The 20,849-nt window shown below is 56.1% G+C and carries 22 protein-coding genes; 12 read left to right on the top strand and 10 right to left on the bottom strand.

Translation table 11 applies throughout. The features are described 5' to 3' along the window. Positions 1-164: 164 nt before the first annotated feature. The 3 genes from EKM85_RS06135 to EKM85_RS06125 all read right to left on the bottom strand — a co-directional run bounded on the left by EKM85_RS06135 (position 165) and on the right by EKM85_RS06125 (position 4,889). A complete protein-coding gene (locus EKM85_RS06135) occupies positions 165-809 on the bottom strand; it encodes a TetR/AcrR family transcriptional regulator (protein WP_125585396.1) in 645 nt (214 codons plus the stop codon). An 83-nt stretch (positions 810-892) separates the two neighbouring features. Further along, a complete protein-coding gene (locus tag EKM85_RS06130; RefSeq protein WP_164510689.1) occupies positions 893-2,347 on the bottom strand; it encodes a glycoside hydrolase family 1 protein in 1,455 nt (484 codons plus the stop codon). A 175-nt stretch (positions 2,348-2,522) separates the two neighbouring features. Beyond that, entirely contained in the window at positions 2,523-4,889 is a 2,367-nt protein-coding gene (locus tag EKM85_RS06125; RefSeq protein ID WP_125585394.1) for a phosphoketolase family protein, read from the bottom strand. A 207-nt stretch (positions 4,890-5,096) separates the two neighbouring features. On the opposite strand from EKM85_RS06125, the gene EKM85_RS06120 reads away from it, so the two are divergent. From EKM85_RS06120 to EKM85_RS11460, 7 genes are all read left to right on the top strand, one after another. Beyond that, entirely contained in the window at positions 5,097-5,630 is a 534-nt protein-coding gene (locus EKM85_RS06120) for a Crp/Fnr family transcriptional regulator (protein ID WP_164510688.1), read from the top strand. 79 nt (positions 5,631-5,709) lie between these two features. Beyond that, the gene (locus EKM85_RS06115) at positions 5,710-6,300 is read left to right on the top strand and encodes an NAD(P)H-dependent oxidoreductase (RefSeq protein ID WP_125585392.1); all 591 of its coding nucleotides are present in this window, start codon (positions 5,710-5,712) and stop codon (positions 6,298-6,300) included. A 241-nt stretch (positions 6,301-6,541) separates the two neighbouring features. Beyond that, a complete protein-coding gene (locus tag EKM85_RS06110; protein ID WP_125585391.1) occupies positions 6,542-6,787 on the top strand; it encodes an AbrB/MazE/SpoVT family DNA-binding domain-containing protein in 246 nt (81 codons plus the stop codon). Continuing rightward, the gene (locus EKM85_RS06105; protein ID WP_125585390.1) at positions 6,787-7,185 is read left to right on the top strand and encodes a type II toxin-antitoxin system death-on-curing family toxin; all 399 of its coding nucleotides are present in this window, start codon (positions 6,787-6,789) and stop codon (positions 7,183-7,185) included. The genes EKM85_RS06110 and EKM85_RS06105 overlap by 1 nt, the downstream gene beginning before the upstream one ends. Positions 7,186-7,260: 75 nt before the next feature. After that, on the top strand, positions 7,261-8,034 hold the full coding sequence (locus EKM85_RS06100; RefSeq protein WP_125585389.1) for a MerR family transcriptional regulator: 774 nt from the start codon (positions 7,261-7,263) through the stop codon (positions 8,032-8,034). A 301-nt stretch (positions 8,035-8,335) separates the two neighbouring features. Beyond that, the gene (locus EKM85_RS06095) at positions 8,336-9,337 is read left to right on the top strand and encodes an NADP-dependent oxidoreductase (protein WP_125585388.1); all 1,002 of its coding nucleotides are present in this window, start codon (positions 8,336-8,338) and stop codon (positions 9,335-9,337) included. Between the two features lie 95 nt (positions 9,338-9,432). Further along, on the top strand, positions 9,433-9,594 hold the full coding sequence (locus EKM85_RS11460) for a hypothetical protein (RefSeq protein WP_164506147.1): 162 nt from the start codon (positions 9,433-9,435) through the stop codon (positions 9,592-9,594). 481 nt (positions 9,595-10,075) lie between these two features. On the opposite strand, the gene EKM85_RS06090 is transcribed toward EKM85_RS11460, so the two are convergent. Together EKM85_RS06090 and EKM85_RS06085 are read right to left on the bottom strand one after the other, a co-directional pair. Next, positions 10,076-10,852 (bottom strand): ABC transporter permease, encoded by a 777-nt coding sequence (locus tag EKM85_RS06090; RefSeq protein ID WP_125585387.1) that lies wholly within the window; start codon positions 10,850-10,852, stop codon positions 10,076-10,078. A gap of 13 nt (positions 10,853-10,865) precedes the next feature. Beyond that, complete coding sequence (locus tag EKM85_RS06085; RefSeq protein WP_125585386.1) at positions 10,866-11,807, bottom strand: ATP-binding cassette domain-containing protein; 942 nt, start codon at positions 11,805-11,807, stop codon at positions 10,866-10,868. Positions 11,808-11,933: 126 nt separating this feature from the next. Between EKM85_RS06085 and EKM85_RS06080 the strand changes: the two genes are divergently transcribed. From EKM85_RS06080 to EKM85_RS06060, 5 genes are all read left to right on the top strand, one after another. Further along, positions 11,934-12,443: a MarR family winged helix-turn-helix transcriptional regulator gene (locus tag EKM85_RS06080; protein ID WP_404819921.1), complete on the top strand. Its 510-nt coding sequence runs from the start codon at positions 11,934-11,936 to the stop codon at positions 12,441-12,443. 281 nt (positions 12,444-12,724) lie between these two features. Then, positions 12,725-13,297, top strand: coding sequence for a hypothetical protein (locus EKM85_RS06075; protein ID WP_125585385.1), 573 nt, complete (start codon positions 12,725-12,727; stop codon positions 13,295-13,297). Positions 13,298-13,358: 61 nt separating this feature from the next. After that, on the top strand, positions 13,359-14,372 hold the full coding sequence (locus EKM85_RS06070) for an amidohydrolase family protein (protein WP_164510687.1): 1,014 nt from the start codon (positions 13,359-13,361) through the stop codon (positions 14,370-14,372). Positions 14,373-14,383: 11 nt separating this feature from the next. Next, complete coding sequence (locus tag EKM85_RS06065) at positions 14,384-15,238, top strand: MBL fold metallo-hydrolase (RefSeq protein WP_125585383.1); 855 nt, start codon at positions 14,384-14,386, stop codon at positions 15,236-15,238. 12 nt (positions 15,239-15,250) lie between these two features. Continuing rightward, positions 15,251-15,883 (top strand): nuclear transport factor 2 family protein, encoded by a 633-nt coding sequence (locus EKM85_RS06060; protein ID WP_164510686.1) that lies wholly within the window; start codon positions 15,251-15,253, stop codon positions 15,881-15,883. Between the two features lie 185 nt (positions 15,884-16,068). Here EKM85_RS06060 and EKM85_RS06055 read toward each other — a convergent pair whose 3' ends face one another. The 5 genes from EKM85_RS06055 to EKM85_RS06035 all read right to left on the bottom strand — a co-directional run bounded on the left by EKM85_RS06055 (position 16,069) and on the right by EKM85_RS06035 (position 20,728). Beyond that, complete coding sequence (locus EKM85_RS06055) at positions 16,069-16,590, bottom strand: GNAT family N-acetyltransferase (RefSeq protein WP_225418943.1); 522 nt, start codon at positions 16,588-16,590, stop codon at positions 16,069-16,071. A 111-nt stretch (positions 16,591-16,701) separates the two neighbouring features. Further along, complete coding sequence (locus EKM85_RS06050; protein WP_125585380.1) at positions 16,702-17,700, bottom strand: IS30 family transposase; 999 nt, start codon at positions 17,698-17,700, stop codon at positions 16,702-16,704. 486 nt (positions 17,701-18,186) lie between these two features. Then, the gene (locus EKM85_RS06045; protein WP_125585379.1) at positions 18,187-18,822 is read right to left on the bottom strand and encodes a TetR/AcrR family transcriptional regulator; all 636 of its coding nucleotides are present in this window, start codon (positions 18,820-18,822) and stop codon (positions 18,187-18,189) included. Between the two features lie 30 nt (positions 18,823-18,852). Beyond that, positions 18,853-20,004 (bottom strand): ABC transporter permease, encoded by a 1,152-nt coding sequence (locus EKM85_RS06040; RefSeq protein WP_125585378.1) that lies wholly within the window; start codon positions 20,002-20,004, stop codon positions 18,853-18,855. Position 20,005: 1 nt separating this feature from the next. Next, positions 20,006-20,728 carry an ABC transporter ATP-binding protein gene (locus EKM85_RS06035; protein ID WP_125585377.1) on the bottom strand — a complete coding sequence of 241 codons (723 nt, stop codon included), beginning with the start codon at positions 20,726-20,728 and terminating at the stop codon, positions 20,006-20,008. Positions 20,729-20,849 lie beyond the last annotated feature (121 nt).

Raw genomic sequence — 20,849 nt, 5'->3', positions numbered from 1 at the left:
CAAATTACCCCTAGTCGCGTTCCACAAAGCAACGTCCAGACACGCAAACGCCCCAGCACCGCGATTCGAAGTACGAATCGTGATGCTGGGACGCTTGCGTTTTGGGCTAAAACCGCTTTGTGTCTCAGCCTCCTTTTGAGTGGCCGTTCAAGGCTTCAGGCGGGCTAGAAGACGGTGGTTGCCCCTGGCTTGATCGTGCTGTCAACGCCTTTATGGATCAGATCGGAGATGATGGTGGCAAGCGCTTCTTGCGTGATGTTGGTTTCTGAGCTCAGCCAGGCCCGATAGGTGTAGAAAATGCTGTTGATGATAAAGTTGGCAGTGATTTCCGCGCACATATCCTGCCCCCCGTTCAGCCGTTTAATGTCGTCCTTGATCGCGACCACGTAGCGCCGCCGGACGTTCTCGTAGAGCCAAGCGTAACTCGGATCACAAATCAGCTTCTTTTGGAGTTGGGGGTCAGATTCAATAATGGTCATGAACTCCTGCGTCAGGAAGTAGTCGGCCAAGGTCGCGTCTTCTTTCAGATGCTGCTTGGTCCCGGCCAGCATTTGGTTGAAAATTTGATCCTCCAGGGCCAGAAACAAGTCGGGCAGCGTTGGATAGTAGAGGTAAAACGTCTTGCGGTTGATTCCCAGCCGTGCTGTCAGGGCCTTCACCGTGATCTTGTGGTAGTCCATTTCGAGGATCATTTGCTTCAGTTCGTTGAAAATGCGTTGCTTGGTTGGTATCCGGTTCTGAGCGTTGGCCGGCCGGGACCGGCGCTTCGCCGCTGCGTGAGTATTTTTGGTTAGTGGGTTGTTGTTCATTACATTTGCCTATTCTCTTCCCGAGTGACCGTACTGGATAGAAATGGCTCAACCGCGGCCCTGGTTGACCGAAAAAACGCGGTTTAGTAATTGAGGTGGTCCGTGCTCAGATCATCACCGTTTGACGCGATGACCTGCTTGTACCAGTAGAAAGACTTCTTCTTGGAGCGGGCGAGGGTGCCGTGGCCTTGGTCGTCCATGTCGACGTAGATAAAGCCGTACCGCTTGCTCATTTCCCCGGTCGAGGCGGAGACCAAATCGATGCAGCCCCACGGGGTGTAGCCCATCACCGGCACGCCGTCGTCAAGCGCGCCTTGGATTGCCTCGACGTGCGACTTCAGGTAGTCGATGCGGTAGTCGTCGTTGATCTTGCCGTCCGGTGCCACGGTGTCCTTGGCGCCCAGGCCGTTTTCCACGATGAACAGGGGCACGCGGTAGCGGTCGTACAGCTGATCCAGGCCGATGCGCAGGCCAACGGGATCGATCTGCCAGCCCCATTCGCTTTCCTTCAAGAACGGATTCTTCACGCCGCCGAGCATGTTGCCGGCGGTTTTTTCGTCGTCCTTGCCGGTAACTTCGGTGACACTCGACATGTAGTAGGAAAACGATATGAAGTCAACGTGGTATTTTTTCAGCAGCGCGAGTTCTTCTGGCGTGCGATCGAGGTCGGCGCCGGTGAAGCCGTACTGCTGGTACAGCGATTCGCTGTACGCTGGGTACTCACCGCGCACCTGCACATCTGCGCAGTAGTAGTTGAAGCCCTGATTGAACTTCAGGGCCGCGAGCTGGTTGACCGGGTTGGCGTCGTACGCGTAGTTGGTGGCGTAAATGATCATGTTGCCGACCTGGATGGCCGGGTCCTTCTCGTGCGCCGCCTTCACCGCATAGGCTGAGGCGACAAACTGGTTGTGCCAGGCCTGAAAGACGTTCTTTTTATCGTTGGCGCCGGTTTTGGCGATCATGCCCTGGCCCATAAAGGGGAAGCCGGCCGCGGAGTTGATCTCGTTGAACGTCAGCCAGTACTTGACCTGGTCGCCGAAGCGGTCAATTACGGTTTCCGCGTAGTGCTTGAAGAAGCCGATCAGCTGCTTGTTCTTCCAGCCGCCGTAGTGTGCCGCCAAGTAAAGTGGCAGCTCGTAGTGGGACAGGGTGATCACTGGCTCAATGCCGTACTTCAGGCACTCATCGATGACGTTCTGGTAGAAGGCCAGGCCCTTTTCGTTTGGCTGAACCTCGTCGCCTTGGGGAAAAATGCGGCTCCAGCTGATGGAGAAGCGGTAGGCCTTAAAGCCCATCTCCGCAAACAGCGCGATGTCTTCCTTGTAGTGGTGGTAAAAGTCGATGCCTTCGTGGTTCGGGTAGGTGTACTGGGGGTCGATCTTCCAGTCGAAGTCAGGGCCCTGCACGATCTTCATGCGGTCCTTGCCGCCAGGGATGACGTCGTCGATCGACAGGCCGCGCCCGTCCACGTCGTACGCCCCTTCAAGCTGGTTAGCGGCAGTGGCGCCGCCCCAGAGGAAACTCTTAGGAAAACTCATAACTAAGTCCTTCTTTCCGTAGCGTGATGTGTGAAATCGCATCCACTGCCTATTATACATGAGTCGACTGCCGCCTCGTCAGTTTCACGTGGAACCATGCCTTGGCTGCCAGCCAGCAAAACGGCGGCCAGCCTGAGCACGTCGGGTGCTCGGCTGGTCGCCGTTTTTCAGTGAGTTACTTGATCGGCTTCCAGACCCAGTTCTGGACTTCTGGGATGTCCTCGCCGGTGTCGCGGATGTAGTCGTAGTGGTACTGCAGGGTGTCATCCATCTTCTGCACGAAGGCGGATCCTTTTTCGGCAATGCTTGGGACGTGTTCCACAACGTCCTTGGCCAGGTGGAAGCGATCCAGCTGGTTCAAGACGCGCATGTCAAACGGCGTGGTGATGGCGCCTTCCTCGCGGTAGCCGTGCGCGAACACGTTGTGGTTGTGACGATCAAAGAAGATGTCCTTGATCAGGTCCTCAAACCCGTGGAACTGGAAGAAGATCGGCTTGTCCTTGGTGAAGTAGCTGTCGAACTCCTCGTCGCTCAGGCCGCGCGGATCGTCCTTCTTGAGCTTCAGGAGGTCCACGACGTTGATGAAGCGGATCTTGAGGTCAGGGAACTGGTCGTGCAGCAGGTTGATGGCGGCAAGGCTTTCCATGTTCGGCTCGGTGCCGGCAGCGGCGAGCACGACGTCCGGTTCAACGCCATCGTCGGTTGAGGCCCAGTCGATGCGCTTCAAGCCGTTGGTGGCCAGGACCGTGGCTTCCTCAATGGAGTAGAACTGCGGCCGCGGCTGCTTGGAGGTGATCAGCAGGTTGATGGTGTTTTCACTTTCGAAGACCTTCGGCGAAATCGCCAGCAGGGAGTTGGCGTCGGCGGGCAGGTACTCGCGAATAAACTCGCCTTTCTTTTCGGCCAAGTGGGTCAGAATGCCTGGGTCTTGGTGGGTGTAGCCGTTGTGATCCTGCTGGAACGAGGTCGAAGTGGACACGACGTTCAGTGACGGATACGGGCGGTGCCACGGCTCGTCAGCGGCTTCACGCAGCCACTTGAAGTGCTGGGTGAGCATGGAGTCCACGACGCGCAGGAACGCCTCATACGAGGTGAACACGCCGTGGCGGCCGGTGAGGGTGTAGCCTTCAAGGAAGCCCTCGGCCTGGTGCTCGGAAAGCTGCGAATCGATGATGCGGCCGGACGCGTTCATGTCCTCGTCGGAGCCGTTGTCGGAGATGCGTTCTAACCACTGACGGTTGGTCGTGTCAAACAGGCCGTAAAGGCGGTTCGACATGGTTTCATCAGGGCCGAAGACGCGGAAGTTGTCTGGGTTCAGCTTGATGAGGTCGCGCAGGTAGTCGGACCAGATCAGCATGTCCTGGCGCACATTCTTACCGCGCTCGCTGTTATCGAGGGCGTAGTCGTGGTAGTCGGGCAGGACCAGCGGCTTAGTGTGGTAGCCCATGTTGGTGATCGGGTTGGCTGCCATGCGCTTGTTGCCGGTTGGGGCCATGGCCTTCAGTTCTGGCTTCAAGACGCCGTTGTCGTCGAAGAGTTCCTCAGGCTTGTAGGACTTCAGCCAGGCGGTCAAAGCGTCGGCGTGTTCCATGTGATCACGGGAAACGGGGATCGGGATCTGGTGGGCACGGAAGGAGCCTTCGATCTTGGCACCATCCCAGTTCTTCGGACCGGTCCAGCCCTTTGGGGTGCGCACGATCATCACTGGCCAGTGCGGCATGGTGGTGTCGCCGGTTTCGCGGGCGTGCTTCTGGATACGCTTGATTTCCTCAATGGCGGAATCAAACGCCTTCGCCATTTCTGGGTTCAGCTTCTCTGGGTCGTCGCCTTCGATGAAGTACGGCTTCCAGCCCATGCCGCCGTAGTACTCGGTGAGCTCCTCATCCGTCTTGCGGGACAGGATGGTCGGGTTCGAGATCTTAAACCCGTTCATGTTGATGATCGGCAGCACCGCGCCATCGGTGATCGGGTTGATGAAGGTGTTGGAGAACCAAGAAGCTGCCAGCGGGCCGGTTTCGCTTTCGCCATCGCCGATGACCGTGGCCGCGATCACGTCGGGGTTATCGAGGATCGCGCCAGTGGCGTGGCTCAAGGAGTACCCAAGCTCGCCGCCTTCGTGAATGGAGCCGGGGATCTGCGCGTTAGCGTGACTCGCTGCCCCACCGGGGAAGGAGAAGCGCTTGAAGAGGATCTTCATGCCCTTTTCGTCCTGAGTGATGTTCGGGTACGTCTCGGTGTAGGTGCCATCGAGGTAGGCGTTCGAGATCATGACCTGACCACCGTGACCGGGGCCTTCAATGTAGAACATGTTCAGGTCGTACTTGTTGATCAGGCGGTTGAGGTGCGCGTAAATGAAGTTCTGACTGGCAATGGTGCCCCAGTGGCCCAGCGGGTTGACTTTCACGTCGCTGGACTCCAGCGGCCGCTTCAAGAGCGGGTTGTCGCGCAGGTACAGTTGACCCACAGAGACGTAATTCACTGCCCGCCAGTACGCGGTCAGCTTGTCAAAGTATTCCTTGGAGGAGTAATCGACTTCAGACATTCAGATCCCTACTTTCTTGGTTTGTTAGCTTGAGTATACCATGATTTAAGGATTAATGCTTAAAATCGCTTAAGTTCACTTAAAACGGTGTGAGTCTCGGCATTTACCAGAGCAAAAGTTGGAGAAGTCAACTCAGAGTCAGGGTTCTTCTATATACTGTTAGGTGGAATGATCCGGAGTAATCTGAAAGAAAAGCGGGGTGCTGAGATGAAGCTGAGTGACTACTACGACCGGTTTAAGCAGATGGGCCATGAGAAAACGATTGCCCGCGGGGATGACTTGCTGCGCGAAGGGGATGTGGCCACGCAGCTGTACTTCGTCGAGCGCGGGGCAGTGCGGCTGTGGCACAACGACGACGGCCGCGACATCACGGTGCAGTTTTTCTTCGCGGGGCAGGTCGTGGCGTCGTTTGAAAGCTTTTATCTGAAGAAGCCCAGCCTGTTTTCGATCACGGCAATTGAGCCGACCACGGTGACGGTGGTGGATGGTGAGGCGCTGAGGCAGGCGCTGGCAAAAGAGCCCCAGCTGATGGCAGTATTCACCGATTATGTGTGCCACCGCTTCATCGATTACACGCAGTATTTTCTCAATCGCATTCAGGACTCGCCGGAAGCCCGCTACCAGACGCTGCTGGCCAGTGACCCGCAGTTGGTCAAGCGCGTACCGAAGTATGAGCTGGCCTCGTATCTGGGCATCACGCCGGTGTCACTGTCGCGGATTCGCGGCCGCGTCAAAAAATAATTTCAGAATTAACAATGGTTAATGCTGCGCCGCTCAAACCTCGTTATGCTTGCCTCATCAACATTTGGAGGCAAACAATATGACAAACACAGTAATCGTAACGAGTCACCCATATGACGGCAGCTTCTGCCACGCGCTGATGGCTGCGGCCAAAGCTGGCGCAGAAAAGGCGGGCAACACCGTCGACGTGATCGATCTGGAGGCAGACGGGTTTGACCCGGTCATGCACAGCAAGGACCTGATCGGTTTTCTGAAGCACAAGGCGCAGGATCCGCAGGCCATCGACTACATCGAACGCGTCAAGGCTGCCGATCACCTGATTCTGGTTTTCCCGATATGGTGGGAGCTGATGCCAGCAATGATGAAGGGCTTCATCGACAAGGTCGTCTTCCCTGGCGAGACGTTCAACTACACCAAGGGCGGCGTGGGCATGGCGTCGAACCTGCCGAATCTCAAGTCGACGACCATCATGACCACGATGAACACGCCCAAGAGCCTGTACCGCTGGGTATTTGGCAACGCGATCCAGCGCGCCTTGGTCCGCGGCACGTTCGTTAAAATGGGGCTCAAGCACGTGAAGTGGATGAGCTGCAATATGGTGAAAAAGAGTTCCGATGCTAAACGCCAAGGCTGGCTCAAGCAGGCCAGCGTCATCGGCGCCCGGCAGTAATTGAATATATTCGTTAAAGGTCCGTCAAAGCGCGCTGACGGGCTTTTTGCGTATTTTTATTGTGACGGTTGGTTGCCTCCGTATCGTTTTTCTGTCGATAAATTTGCCAAATCAACCAAGGAATTGCTGAAAGTGCCGTTGAAGTGACTGATTCTGCATGGCATGCCTGGTATGACGTCAGATATAGAGAGATTGTCTATACCAAGTCAATAGTCTATACTTGGTATAGAGGTGATAGTCTATGAACGATATGAAGCCTGAGGAACGCATTATTGGCCAGATGAATAACAGTTTATACTTCACGATTCCGGCGGATGTCGTGGCCCAGCTGAATCTGAAGAAGGGGGAGACACTGACAGTCAAATTACAGGATGGTGAAATTGTGGCCAGCCCAAAGAAGCAGACGACGAAGATTGAGGATGTTCAAGCCATCGATCAGATGATTGATAAGTACATGGCGGCCATGCAGTATTTGGAGGATAAGTAGTGAAATATCTTTCCGCAGCAAGCATCATTGCCATCAACGTCCGCATTCAGCAACGCTTCGGTACGACGCCAAGTATTCGGGATGCCGAAGCACTGGATTACATCGTCAAGTCTGCAAGCCAAGAAGTTTTCGGTCGAGTTTTGTACCCAGAGATTGAACAGTTAGCGACTTTTTACTTAATCAAAGTGACGAAAAAGCGTGTTTTCAACCATGCTAATAAAAGAACTGCGTTGCAGTCAGCTGCCATGTTTCTAGACCTGAATGGGTACGAGCTTAAAGTCGATCATCAGATCCGAGTCGCCAAGCAGGTGGTGCGCATCGCGCAAATCAATGGTGAGCCGGACAGCTTACGACGCGAGACGGAAATGCTGGTGCGCGAGTCGATAATCAAGCTTTAATCCAATCAGGTTTCGGCTTTCCCGCTTGACCCTGACGCGGCGTCAGCCCTTATCCTGATTTTTGGAGGTGACATCATGGCATACACGACTAGTGAGTTGGCTGCGCTCAGCGGGGTGACAGCGCGCACGCTGCGCTATTACGACCGCATTGGTCTGTTGACCCCGCCGCTGGCCGCAAATGGCTATCGGCAGTACGGCCAGGCGGAAGTCAACCGGCTGCAGCTGATCCTGACTTACCGCGCGCTGGGCTTTGCGCTGGCGGAGATTCAGGCACTGTTGACCCGGCCGCCAGCCGAGCAGGCCGCCATGCTCGCCAAGCAGCGCAAAAGGCTGCTGGCTGAGCGGCGGCAACTTGACCGTCAGTTGCAGGCGCTTGATGTCACCCTCGCCAATCGGAAGGGAGGGGTCGCGATGGCTGACCCAGAAAAATTTGAAGCATTGAAGCGGCAGCGTCTCCAGGAAAATGACGCGGCTTACGGGCAAGAAGTAGAGACGCGCTACGGCAAAACGGCCAAGGCGACCGCCGATGCGCGCTATGCCGGACTGACTGAGGCGCAGTATCAGGCGATGACCGGGGCCGAGGGGCAGCTCAAGGCGGCGCTGCTGCGGTATCTCGCCGCGCCAGTATTGCCCAGCGCGGCGGCGAAGCAGGCGTACACCGCGCATCGCACCTGGCTGCTGGCGACTACGCCGAACCTGACGGGACAGACGCACCGAGCGCTAGCCGCTATGTACACCGATGATCCGCGTTTCACTGCCTATTACACGAAGCTGACCGGCGATGCGCGCGCCGCCAGGGCATTGCGGCAGATCATCGAGCACTATACGCGCGAGCCGGAAGCTAACTGAGCCACTCGATAAGAGCAGTCCTTGAAGGATCACTTCGAGGATGTTTCACGGGAAACAAAAGGACGAGCAATTTTGTTCGTCCTTTTTGCTGCTTGATATTGCCTCAGCGGTGCTCGTCGATTAGGCTTGAGGCAGATTCGTGTCGGTACAAAGCCTTGCCGAAAGTGGGCCACTTGAAAATCACCTATCAGCAGATCACACAGGTCAGTGAAGCGGCGCTGCGCCTGCTAAACGAACCATTTGCCCGGCTTGGCCGCCTGGTCGTCACCCGCGATTGCGCTTCACGAAAGGAAGTCTGCATATGAAAGCAGTACAAATTACTAAGTATTCAAAGTCGCTGGCCGTTGAGGTCAATGACGTTGCCAAACCCACCCCGGCGCCGCACGAGGTGTTGATCCAGGTGCAGTACGCCGCGGTCAATTCCGTGGATTTGATGAATATTACCGGCAGCGTGAAGCTGATCCAAAATTACCCGATGCCGCTGACGTTGGGTAACGAGATTGCCGGTGAGGTGGTGGCCCGTGGCGCCGAAGCGACAGCCTTTAAGGTCGGCGACCAGGTCTATGCCCGGTTGCCGCTTGGCAAAATTGGCGGCTTTGCCGAGTATATCGCGGTCGCTGAGGACGCGCTTTGGTACGTGCCTAAAAACCTGTCGCTCAAGCAGGCCGTGGCGGTGCCGTTGACGGGTCTGACGGCGTACCAGGGGCTGACCGAGGAACTAGCCGCTCAGCCGGGTCGAACCCTGTTCATCCCAGGTGGCTCTGGCAGCTTTGGCCAGATGGCGGTGCCCATCGCTAAGCAGATGGGGCTAAAAGTGATCGTTTCGGGCAACGCCGAAGCCAAGGCTCGGATCACGCAGCTGGGCGCAGACCAGTACCTCGATTACCGTAAGGAGAACTATTGGGAGGTGCTGGCGCCGGTCGATTACATTATCGATACGCGCGGCGCTCAGGGAATTGAGCGCGAAGTATCCGTTCTGAAACAGGGTGGCCGCATCCTGAGTCTGGTGGCTGGGCCGAATCGTTATTTTGCCACCTCGCGGCATTTACCGTTCTGGAAAACTTTTCTGTTTGGTATTGCGGGCCGGCGGTGGGACAAGCTCGCTCGCAGCCGTGATGGCCTGTATCGCTTTCTGTTCGTGCGCAGCGATGGGCAGCAGCTGAAGCAGATCACGAAAATCGTCGAGGAGAACAATATCGTCCCCGCCATCGATGACCATGTCTTCACGCTTAATCAGATTAACGCGGCGCTGCAGCTGGTGGATCATGGGAAAACTAAGGGCAAAGTGGTCATCGAATTGTAGGCAAGACAATAGCCGGCGGGGGATAACCTTTTTTCTGGTGCGGATTGATGAAGAATTATGATAAGCTTTGAGCACATACGTGAAAGGAGATCCCGATGAAAAACTTGCAGGCTGGCGGCTTCCTCTTCGTGGGCGGCGCCATCATCATGACGGTCACTCAGTTTGGCAAAGTCGTTCCCATCATCGGTGGGGTGTGCGCGCTGCTTGGTGCAGGCATGCTGATTTATTATTTGTTTAGCAACGAAGGCAAGTATTAAAAGTACAAGTTTGATGAGAAAATACTAAGTTTCACTCAGGCGGTCCTTTGGGGTCGCCTGTTTTCTTGAGAGGACTGGGTAGACTGAGCGGCTGGTTGTCATCAACAAAGGTGCGCCGTGGCTTGCTATCGGGTTGCTGTTTTTTAGCTCGCTGGTACCTTGTGCGACGCGGATCGTCTCGGCCCACTTCATGAGCGTGGGGGCGCAAGTTTTCTAAGGCGTCATCATCATCGGGGTGACACTCGCCAACCTGGTGCTGTACCGCTCGGTGCTGGGAGATGCGCCGCGCAATCGCCTGCTGTTTTGGGACGTGTTGGTGAAGCGCGGGGTCTTGCTGTTGAGCTTCGTTTTTCCGCCGACCATGTTGCTCGTGACGCTGGGAGCTGGGGTTTTCTGGGTGGTGATGGGGGTTGATCAAATACTAACTGACTCGTGCCCAAAGGCGCCTGGCGAAAAACTCGTCAGGCGCCTTGTTTTTGGGTCAGTTTTGCTTTTGATAGGCCAGTAAACTGAGCGGCATGAAGATTGAAATAATGAGGAGTCCGCAAAGCAGGGCGACCGTCGCATGCAAGTCCCACGTTCCAGTTTGCAAAATTGACCGGATCGCCGTGACGGTGTAGCTAACCGGATTTAGATTCACAATCGTCTGAATGAACCTTGGCAAGGTCTTAGTGGGCACAAAGGCATTGGACAAGAAGGTCAACACTAAAATGATCATCATGGATAGACTGCCAATCATTTCCGCGTTTTTGGCTACGAGCCCGACCAAGGCAAAAATCCAGGAAGTGGCCCAGCCGATGAATAACGCCAAGCCCAGCGCCGCCGCGACCATTGGCAGGCCTACGACAGGGCGCCAGCCCATGAGAAAGGCCGTGACCAAGGCCATTGATCCTGCCAGCAGCAGTCGGAAGATATCCCCAATCAATTGCCCGGCTAGCGGCACAATTGGCGCGATCGGTAAGGTCTTGAAGCGATCGAAAACGCCATTATTAATATCCTCACGGAGCTGCTGCCCCGATCCTGATGCGGCATTGAGAATACTTTGAAGCAGGATGCCAGGCACCAGGATCGGCAGGTAAGACTGCACGCTCCCGGCAATGGCGCCGCCGAACAAGAATCCAAATAGCAAGGTAAAAATAACCGGTTCCATAATGACATCGCCAAAGTTGTCCGGGTTGTGCAGGGTCTTCAAGAGATTACGATGAGTCATGGTTACCATATTTTTTAAGTTATGAGTGTTGCTTGTCTCGATATTCATTTGTGGGGCCTCCTTAGTTTTTGCCGACCGTCATTTGCAAAAAGACATCGTCGAGCGATGGCGGTTCGATAGCAAACTGGCTGAGGGCGATGCCAGCTTCGTCAAATTGCTGAAGCAGCGCTGCGGTTTGCCCCACCTCACCTTCATCCAGTGACACCGTCAAGGTTCGTTCGCTGACCTGAACAGGATTCATTTCAGTCTTTTGCAGAATGACCTGAGCCGCTTTTAACGATTGCGCTGCCGTGACCTGAAGGCGCAACCGCTTGCCGCCAACGCGCCTAGTCAGTTCGTCTGGCGTGCCGATGGCCTTCATCTGGCCGTGATCGATCAGCGCGATACGATCAGCGAATTGCGCGGCCTCTTCCAGGTACTGGGTGGTGAGCAACACCGTTGAGCCGGTCGCAACGAGCGATTGAATGACCTGCCACATTTGGGCCCGCGTGCGCGGATCTAGGCCGGTCGTGGGCTCGTCTAAAAATAAAATCGTTGGCTTACCTACCAGGCTCACGGCAAGGTCCAGACGGCGCCGCATGCCCCCAGAAAAAGTTTCAAGTGTTTGATCTGCCGAAGCAACGAGGTCAAACGCCTTTAACAGTTCGGTTGCTCGGCTGCGGGCGGCAGGTATCCCCAGCCCTGACAAACGCGCGAAGATCATGAGGTTTTCCCGCGCAGTCAGATCTTGATCGATGGCTGCTGTTTGACCCGTGACACTGAACTGTTGGCGTGCGTTGCGGCCCTGTGTTTGCGTATCAAAGCCATTGATCAGGATCTGGCCGGTATCTGGGTGCAGTAGGGTAGTCATCATCCTGATCAAGGTGGTTTTGCCAGCACCATTGGGGCCCAGTAAGCCAAAGATCTCCCCCTTCTCGACGCTAAAAGAAACATCTTGGACCGCGGCATTCTTGCCAAAGTGTTTTGAAATATTGCTAACTTGAATCACATCATCGTTATTCATATAAGCCTCCTGCAATTTTTAATCAGGCCACCTGACTAAAATACAATAAGGCCCCCTGATTAATATGTCAAGTGCCCTGATTAAATCTGCTGTATACTGGAGAAAACGACTGATGAGGACTGATGAATGATAGCAAATGAAGTTAAGGCTGAGCTGGCCGCTGGCAAACTGGCAGAATATGAACAGCTGAGCAAAATCTACGACGACATCGTCAAGCAAGCACGGCCGCGCATGACCGTTGAGGGTCAGGGCAAGATTCTGTTGGCGTTAGCGGATGAGGATCACCAATCGCAGCATCATTTAGCGTCGCGCTTGGCGATGTCGCCGCAATCGACCAGCGAGTTTGTCGCTAAGTTAGCGAAACGCCATCTGGTTACCTTGGCTAAGTCGACTAAGGATCGCCGGGTCAATCTGGTCAGCCTGACCCCCCAGGGGCGGGAAGAAATTGCATCTGCCGCCCAGGAAGTGCCGCCATTTTTGCAGGTGCTCACTGAAGCTGAGCAAGATGAGTTGTATGTGTTGTTGACGAAGATCACCAATGCGATGTACGCCGATATTGACGCGGCCAACCCCACCTTGGGGGTCAAGTTTCATAAATTATTTGCCGGCCATTACCTCAACCGGTTTAAAAAGTAGTCGGATGGAGAATCAGTTATCTTAGTTGGCATTTGGCGAGTCACGCTGCGCGAAAAAAGGTGAGCAGCGGCAACGCGTTCTGAGACCCACAATTATCGCCAATGCGCATAGAAGTTGTGCACTAGCCGGCATCACTAATCTGGTTGTGGCAATATGTGGTCTTGCCCGCCAAGATATACACACGCGGATACATCCGTATCGGCGATTCTTGGACAGAACGTGGGCGAGGCCGATTATGTTGCCTCAGGTTCGCTGCTGCGGAGAACAAGGGAGGGCGCGTCATGAGCAAAGTTCACATTCCAGTTGCCTATTATCAGGCCCCTGATAAGCGGCTGCAGGCGACCCAGGACAAGCTGTTCGCCGCCTTGAAGCAGTCCTTCGAGGCCGGCGAGGCGTTTGCCAACATCAGCGTGAGTGCGCTGTGTCAAACGGCCAAAATCGCCCGCCAGACCTATTACCAGCGCTACGACAGCATCGGCGAGATCATCGAAGTGACCGTCTCCCGGGTCATCAATTCGGCCCTGCAAAAAGCCGACCAAACCCTGGATCCCAGCGAGGAAGGGGCGCCTTTGACGGTCGCTTTGCTGCTCGCGCATCGCGACTTGATCGCGATGGTGCGCTGGGCTAACGCCGGCGATCTCATGGTGGCGTATCTCAGCCGCGAGATCCGGCGCGTCAGCAGCATCGAAGGGACCAACATCCCGATGAAGGGGGTCATGATCGACCTGCTGGCGCGCATGTATCTGGGCTTTGCCGATGTGGTCAGTGACCACCCTGAGCTGAGCCGCGAGCAACTAATCACGATTTTTCAGAAGATGCTGCCGGTGCCGGCTAAGATTTTCCGCGGCCTATAACCCCCATTTTTAGTGGGCGCCGCCTCCTAGAATGTGGTTATTCAATCAGGAGGCAACCAAGATGAAATTAATCACACTAGAAGAACACTGGGAATCACAGCGCGTCAATGAGGCCGCTAAGCCGTACATGCCGAAGCCGGCCAATCCGCACAAAAATCCGGCCGATCACAGCATTGAAGCGTTTGTTGCGAAGACGAAGCGCGACAACACCGAGCTCATCAGCGCCGGCGAGCGGCGCCTGACCTTCATGGATCAAAATGAGATCCAGATGCAGATCATGGGCTACGGCGATGACACGCCGCAGAATCTGGATCCGAAGGTCGCCATTGACCTGTGCAAAATGGCCAATGACGATTTAGCGCAGGCCATCAGTGCGCATCCCGACCGCCTTGGCGGCTGGGCGACGCTGCCGGTTGGCGATCCCGAAGCGGCCGCCGCGGAACTCGAACGCGCCGTCAAGCAACTCGGCCTGCAAGGTGCAATGATCCACGGTTACTACGATGGGCACATGTTCGACGACCCGATGTATGAGCCGATTTTCGCCAAGGCTGAAGAACTCGATGTGCCGCTGTACTTCCATCCGGCCGTGATCCCTGAAGAAATCAGTGAGCATTACTATCAGGGCCAAGGCTGGTCGGAGCTGACCGCATTCACCTTTACCGGCGCCGGTTGGGGCTGGCATGAAGACCTCGGGGTGCAGATGATCCGCCTGATCCTCGCCGGCGTGTTTGATCGGCACCCACGCCTCAAAATCATCACTGGCCACTGGGGCGAAATGGTGCCGAACTTCCTTGAGCGGATGGACCAGACGCTGGGCCTGACCGTTCACCTTGACCGCAGCATCAGCCAAACCTACAGCGACAACTTTTACATCACGCCAAGCGGCAGGTTCTTCCCGGCGCAGCTGACGCTGGCCATGACTGAGGTCGGCGCCGATCACCTGTTGTACTCGCTGGATTACCCCTACAATCACCCGGCTGACGCGCAGAAGTTTCTGACCGCATCCGACTTGACACAAGCCGATCAGGAAAAAATCGCCAATCAAAATGCGGCCACGTTGCTGCACTTGAACTAAGGAGGCCGCTTATGAAAAATCTCTATACGGTGACTCAAGTGACCGATGGGGTATACAACATCAGCGAAAACATCACCGATCGCCCCATCAAGTTCTCCCAGCAGCTCGTGGTGGGCACAAAGCGCGCCGCAATGGTTGATGCCGGGTTCGGCATTGACCGCGACCTGCTGGCGGAAATACGCAACATCACGCCACTCCCCGTCATCTGCCTGTTGACGCACGGCGACCCCGACCATACCGGTGGAGCGGAGTTGTTCGACCAGGTCTACATGAATCCCGCCGACGACGCGGTGATGAAGGCCGCGTTTGATCCGCGCTTTCGCCTGCACGCGATCGACGTCGCCAGTGGCCACAACGCTGAGCTGGTTGCCCACATGCAGGCCGAAGAACCGCAGGATGCCAGCTTCAGCTATCAGCCGCTGCATGATGGCGACCGCTTCGACCTTGGCGGCACCACATTGACCGCATTGACTCTGCCAGGCCACTCTGCCGGCAGCATGGTGTTCGTCGACGCTGATCGCCACTTGGGCTTCACCGGTGACAGCCTGGCCACCCTGACCATGAGTGAGCTTTACGATGCGCGCTGTACCTCGCTCACTGTGTGGGCTCAGGGTTTAGCTAAGCTTCAACACTTGGTCGGGGATGACGCGCAGCTGTACAGTGGTCACCGCGTTGACGCGTTTCCGCCGCACGTGCTCAGTACCTTGATCCAAGGGGTCACCGACATCAAGGCTGGCGGCCAAACCGACACGCCGATCACGCAGATGCCGACCGGGCCAGTCACCGACAGCGACACCATGCATCCGCGCACCCACCAAATTGCTGGCATGCCTTTTGTCATTATGTATAACGCACTCAACATTTAGGAGGTTTTTATGATGACTGATAAAAAATTCTATGATGCCCCGCTGGACCAAACCGATAAGCAGGCGCTCGCTGACCGGGCCGCGATCCGCGAACTGCTGGAGTACGAGCGCTACACCCGCGACAACGGGCTGTACGCCCAAGAGGCGGCCTGCTACAGTGATGACGCCCAGATCCACGTCTCCTGGTATGACGGCCCGGCGAAGGGTTACTTTGAAAAGCTGGCGCAGGCCAACGGCGGCGGGTCGAAGCACAAAATCAACTACACCACCGTCTGGGTCAACGGCGGCAAGGCCATCGGTGAAATGACGGTGATGATGTTGTCGCCGCGCATCAAGCTGGACGGCCAGGCCGTTGATCTGCACTCCTACGCGCGCATTTTCACCCGGTTGGAGAAGCAAAACGGGGTCTGGAAGATCCTGTCCGGCGATTGTATTTACGAGCGCGACGAGTTGGTCCCGGTCGCCCCTGGCCAGCCTATTCAGATCGATACGCAGGAGCTGGCTTTGTACCGCGAAAGCTACCAGGGCTTGTGCTACGTCCTGGCCCGCACCGGCCTCAAGAGCAGTGCGGATCTGCCGGGTGACGACAAGCCTGAGACAGTCGAGAAAGTTTACACCGACGCCAGCAACTGGTTCTTCGCGTAGGTTGCAAGAGATAAAGGGGCACTGCGGCGCGAGAACCTTGCTCGCGGGATCACCAGCGGCGCCATCACGTGCCATTAAGCGGTGACCCAATTCAGTTGACAGCAAAGCTCTCCCCATGTTTGCAGGAATGCGCAAACGTGAGGAGAGTTTTTAATTTTAATTCGAAAGATGGGTGGAGGATGGGGCTACACCGCCGCTTCCATCAGCCAGTCGTGCTGGGGGTCGCTGCCCACGACAAAGGCGTGCTCGCCGACTTTGTGGAAGCCGCGGGCGGCGTAGAAGGCCTTAGCGGGTTCGTTGTGTTCCCAGACGCCGAGCGCGATGGTGTCTTTGTGCAGGTCCTTTGCCATTTTCAAGGCGTGGGCGTAGAGCTTGCTGCCCAGGCCCTGGTGCTTGTACGCCGGTAAAATGTAGATGCGCTCCAGCTCTAGCGCGTTTTTCGCCTGCACATCGGCAGTCACGGCGGCATCGACGTTAAGCTTGAGGTACCCGGCCGGCGTGCCAGCGACTGTGATGAACCAGAAGGTCGTGCCCGGCGTGCGCAGCTCTTGGGTGAGCTGCTTTGGCGAGTACGCCGCGTCTAGAAAGGCCGCCATGTCCGCCGGCGCCGTGTTCGCGTTGAACGTATCGGCGAAAGTGGTGCGGGCCAGCTGCACCAGTGTGGGGATTTGAGCTTCGGTGACAGGGATGATTTGGGTTTCGGTCATGGACATACTCCTTCGTTACTCTCCTGGTGACAGTGGCGGAACGGGCGTGATCACCAGTTTGTGATTGTAGTTAATCATACCTCTTAGTGAGTCCTGGTGTGCGACGAATTGTCAAATCAAGTGCAACTTTTTACCTAGATAGACTTCAGCTGGTGTCTTCCAGCCTAAGACCTTGCGTGGTCGGTTATTCAGTTGTTCAACGAACGTGGTGATGTCCTGATCACTTAGTAAATCTAAGTCGGTTCCTTTAGGGAAATACTCACGAATTAGACCGTTGGTATTCTCGTTGGTGCCGCGCTGTTGCGGGGCATGAGGGTCTGGGAAGAACACTTTAATTGCCAGTTCCTGACTGAGTGCTTGATAGTGTGCAAACTCGCTTCCTCGGTCGGGCGTAACGGTTCTCACCCGGCCTCGTGGCTGTTCACTTAGCAGGGCCACCATTGCGTTCTCGACCTGACTGGCATTGGCTGTTGATACTCGCACTGAAAGCAGATACCGTGATCTACGGTCGACTAAGGTGACTAGAGCTGAGTGTCCAGTCTTGCCGCGGACCGTGTCGCCCTCCCAATGACCAAACCAGCTCCGATTCTCCGCTGATAATGGGCGGTTATGGATCCAAGGCGCATCGTTGAACCGGCCACGTCTTTCATTGATGGTGCCTTTCACCTTACGCGTCTTACCGCGATGACACAGCTGTCGGGCAATACCACGAGCACCATGGCTTCTAAGCGGAACGCCAAGGTTGTTGCGGTAGATGCCGCGATAAATCGTTGGGTAACTGATCTGAATCGGAGTGCTTTCGTGGCGTAGACGTCCGGCAATCTGTTCAGGCGACCAGTGCAGCTCAACGATGTAGCGGACCACGCACTCGCACACTTGATCATCTGCGAGGATCCGTGGTCGGCGAGAGTGCTCACGAACCTTCTCGTAACGCGTCTGAGCTTCCGCTACAGAGTAATTCTCCCAGCCGCCATTGCGAGCGACCTCACGGCTGATGGTGCTTCGTGAGCGCCCCAGAGATTTCGCAATGGCTTCTTGAGTCAGGCCATTATTGAGGCCAAGCAGTATCGTTTCGCGTTCCTTTAAGGTAAGATGATTGTACGGGCTCATAGTCGAGTTCTCCTTGTTGTGGTGTTGTGGTGATTCCATTTTACAAGGACTCAGGCTATGAGTCTTTCTATTTGGCTAATTTGTTGCACTTGCAGTGTAAATCCGTCGCCTAATAAAGCAGGCTTCGACTATTCAAGCGCTCGCGGGCTAGAGCGACTAACAGGACCGAAATTTAAAAAAGCAATAGAAAGCGCTTGCAAGCGCACTAATTCATCTGGTAAACTTAATTTATGGAAGAGATAAGACACTTCCAATATGAGATAGTCCCACCAAGACGTGACTCCTAACGTCTTACCTCCTCCTTAGGATAGATACGCCAAGCAGCGGGCAGACGCTGCTTTTTTAATGCCATGAACTAGGCCTGACGCGTTCCACGTGAAACATGGGCGGGTCAGGCCACGCGCTGCCGCTTCGTTTCAAAAAGGCCACGCCTACTTTCTGCAGATCAAGCCGAAAGTAGGCGTGGTCAATTATTGTGATTGCAGGTCAGGCTTCTAGGGCCGGCATGACCTTGGCCAGGATTTGGTCCGTGGCCTGATCCACATCGAGCTGCAGTTCCGGCTTCAGGATGACGGGCAATAGGTACGTCAGCATCAGCCCGAATATCGGCCGAAATGATTCGAGCGTGAGGGGGTGCTGGGGCTGGCTGAATTTTACCAGCATGGGCAGGACGGCCGGGACAAAGCGTTGCTTAGCCATTGCCAAGGCACTGGCGAACAAGTCGGCGTTGACCAGGACTTCTTGCAGGAACACGCGGATGATCAACCGGTTGTCGAGAACGAAGCGCATGCGGTCGCTGATAAGAAACCGCAGCGCGGCTCCCAGCGAGGCGAAGTGTTGATTGACCGTTTCGGCGACGAATTCATCCGCGACGGCGGGCAGCACGCTGGCTTTCAGCGGCTCAAGCAAGGCGTCGAGGATCTCGCGCTTATTGTTAAAATGCTTGTACACGGTGCCTTCCGACACGCCGGCCAGCTGCGCGATGTCGGCGGTGGTGGTGCGGTCGTACCCCTGCTCGGCAAAAAGCGTCAGGCAGGCCTTCAGCACGTCCTGCTGCTTTTTTGACAGGGCTGACTGTGCCAGGCTGTTGGCCAAAAGGGTTTCAACTGAATTGACTTGCATAGAGGCCTCCTTATTGCTGCGATCAGTTTATCACACCTTGCGATAACGCCGCATGCCGCGAACGTTCAGGCCGGTCAGGACCAGCAGGAAGAGCAGAAGCACGCCGATGTCGACACCCAGGCTGGTGAGCTTGGTGCCGTCCATGATGATTTGCGTCATCGCGTTGCCGGCGTAGGTCAGCGGCAGCACATAGGAGATGTCTTTGACCCAGCTCGCCAGCGAATCCAGTGACACGATGCCGGAGAAGAAGATTTGGGGGATCACGATGATGGGGATGAACTGCATCATCTGAAATTCTGACTGCGCTAAAGTCGACAGCAGAATGCCAAACGCGAGGGCGACCAGTGCTAGCAGGAAGTTGATCACCATCACTGCCCCCAGCGACCCGGTGATCTCAACGCCCATAAAGCCAACGGTGGTCAGCACGATGATGACGGTTTGAATCAGTGCCAGGATGCCATAGCTGATCATGTAGCCGAGCACGATCTCGCCGCGCCGCACCGGGGTGGCCAGCAGGCGGTCCAGCGTGCCGGTCGTGCGCTCCTTGAGCAGTGCCATGCCGGAGATCAGGAACACGAAGAAGAAGACGAAAAAGCCCATCAGGATCGGCACGATTTTGTCAAAAAAGTCGGTGTTCTTGTCGCCATAGTTGTAGCGGCTCTTGATCTTGGCGCGCGGCTGCGCCTTGGCTTTGGGCTGCTTCATGGCCGCGGCCGCCTGCGGGGAAAGCCTGGCAATGGTGGCGGCCATTTGGCTGACGGTCCTGCTCAGCTTGACGGTCGTCTGCTTCAGCGTCTTCATGCCGTTTTGGGTCAGCGCCGCGTTGAAGCCGGCCTTGACCAGGCTGGTCTTGGTGGCATCGGTGTTGGCGTAGGTGATGGTGTAGTGGCTGGCGCTGGTTTCGTGAATCACGGCGTCGACCTTTTGATCCCGCAGCGCTTGTTGCGCGCTGGCGTTGCTGGCCTTTTTGGATACTGCGACGTGCTTGATGTCGTTTAGCGTGGTGCGGACGTTGTTGTTCAAGTCGACGGTGGCGACTTTGACACTGGTCGAGGCGCTTTGAGTAAAAATCAGCTTCATCAAAAACATGATCAACACTGGCGCCACAAACATCAGCGCCAGGGTGCGTTTGTCGCGAATGAGCTCAGTCACCACGCGGCGGGCGATATAAAGTGCGCGCATATCAAGCCACTCCTTCCGCTTTCAAGAAGACTTCTTCGATCGTCTTGACCTGGTACAGCGCCTCGAGCTTGGCCGGCGCGTCGTAGGCCATGACCTTGCCGTCGAGCAGCAGGGCGACCTCATCGGTGAGTTCGGCCTCGTCCATCACGTGCGTCGTGATCAGTACGCCGCGGCCGGCGTCGCGCAGTTGATGCAGCTCGTGCCAGATCTTGCGCCGCAGCGCCGGGTCAATGCCGACGGTCGGCTCGTCCAGCACCAGCAGCTCGGGGTCACCGAGCAGGGCAATCGCCAGGGATAACCGGCGCCGCATGCCGCCGGAATAACCGCTGACCCGTTTGGCGAGGGCGGGTGTGAGGTCCACGACATCGGCGACGTGGGCGATATCTGCCGCCAGCGCGTCCTTTTTGACGCCCTTCATCCGGCCGAAAAAGCGCAGGTTCTCCGCGCCGGTGAGGGCGTCGTACAGCGAATCGTCCTGGGCCATGTAACCGATACGGCCAAGGAGGGGGCGGTTGGGCATGTGGGTAGCGAGCACCAGCGCGTCGCCGCCGTCTGCGACTTCCATACCCAGCGCGATTTTGATCGCCGTGGACTTGCCGGCGCCACTGGGCCCAATGAGGCCGAGGATCTGGCCCGCGTCAACGTGCAGCGAGACGTCCGCCAGCACGGTTTGTTGACCGAACTTCTTTTGCAGGTGCTTCAAATCGATTAGTCTTGTTGTCATTCGTATCGTCTCCTTGGTGAGTGCTGACTCACTTAACATCGGTCACTATACCCGGCTAAAAAGTGAGTGTCAACTCACTTTGCGAAAAGCTTTCTGAAACTAAATCAACCAAAAAAGTTGA

It is taken from the genome of Lacticaseibacillus jixianensis (assembly GCF_003946485.1).
Taxonomy (GTDB): Bacteria; Bacillota; Bacilli; order Lactobacillales; family Lactobacillaceae; genus Lacticaseibacillus; species Lacticaseibacillus jixianensis.
This window is presented reverse-complemented; position numbering and strand designations above follow the sequence as displayed.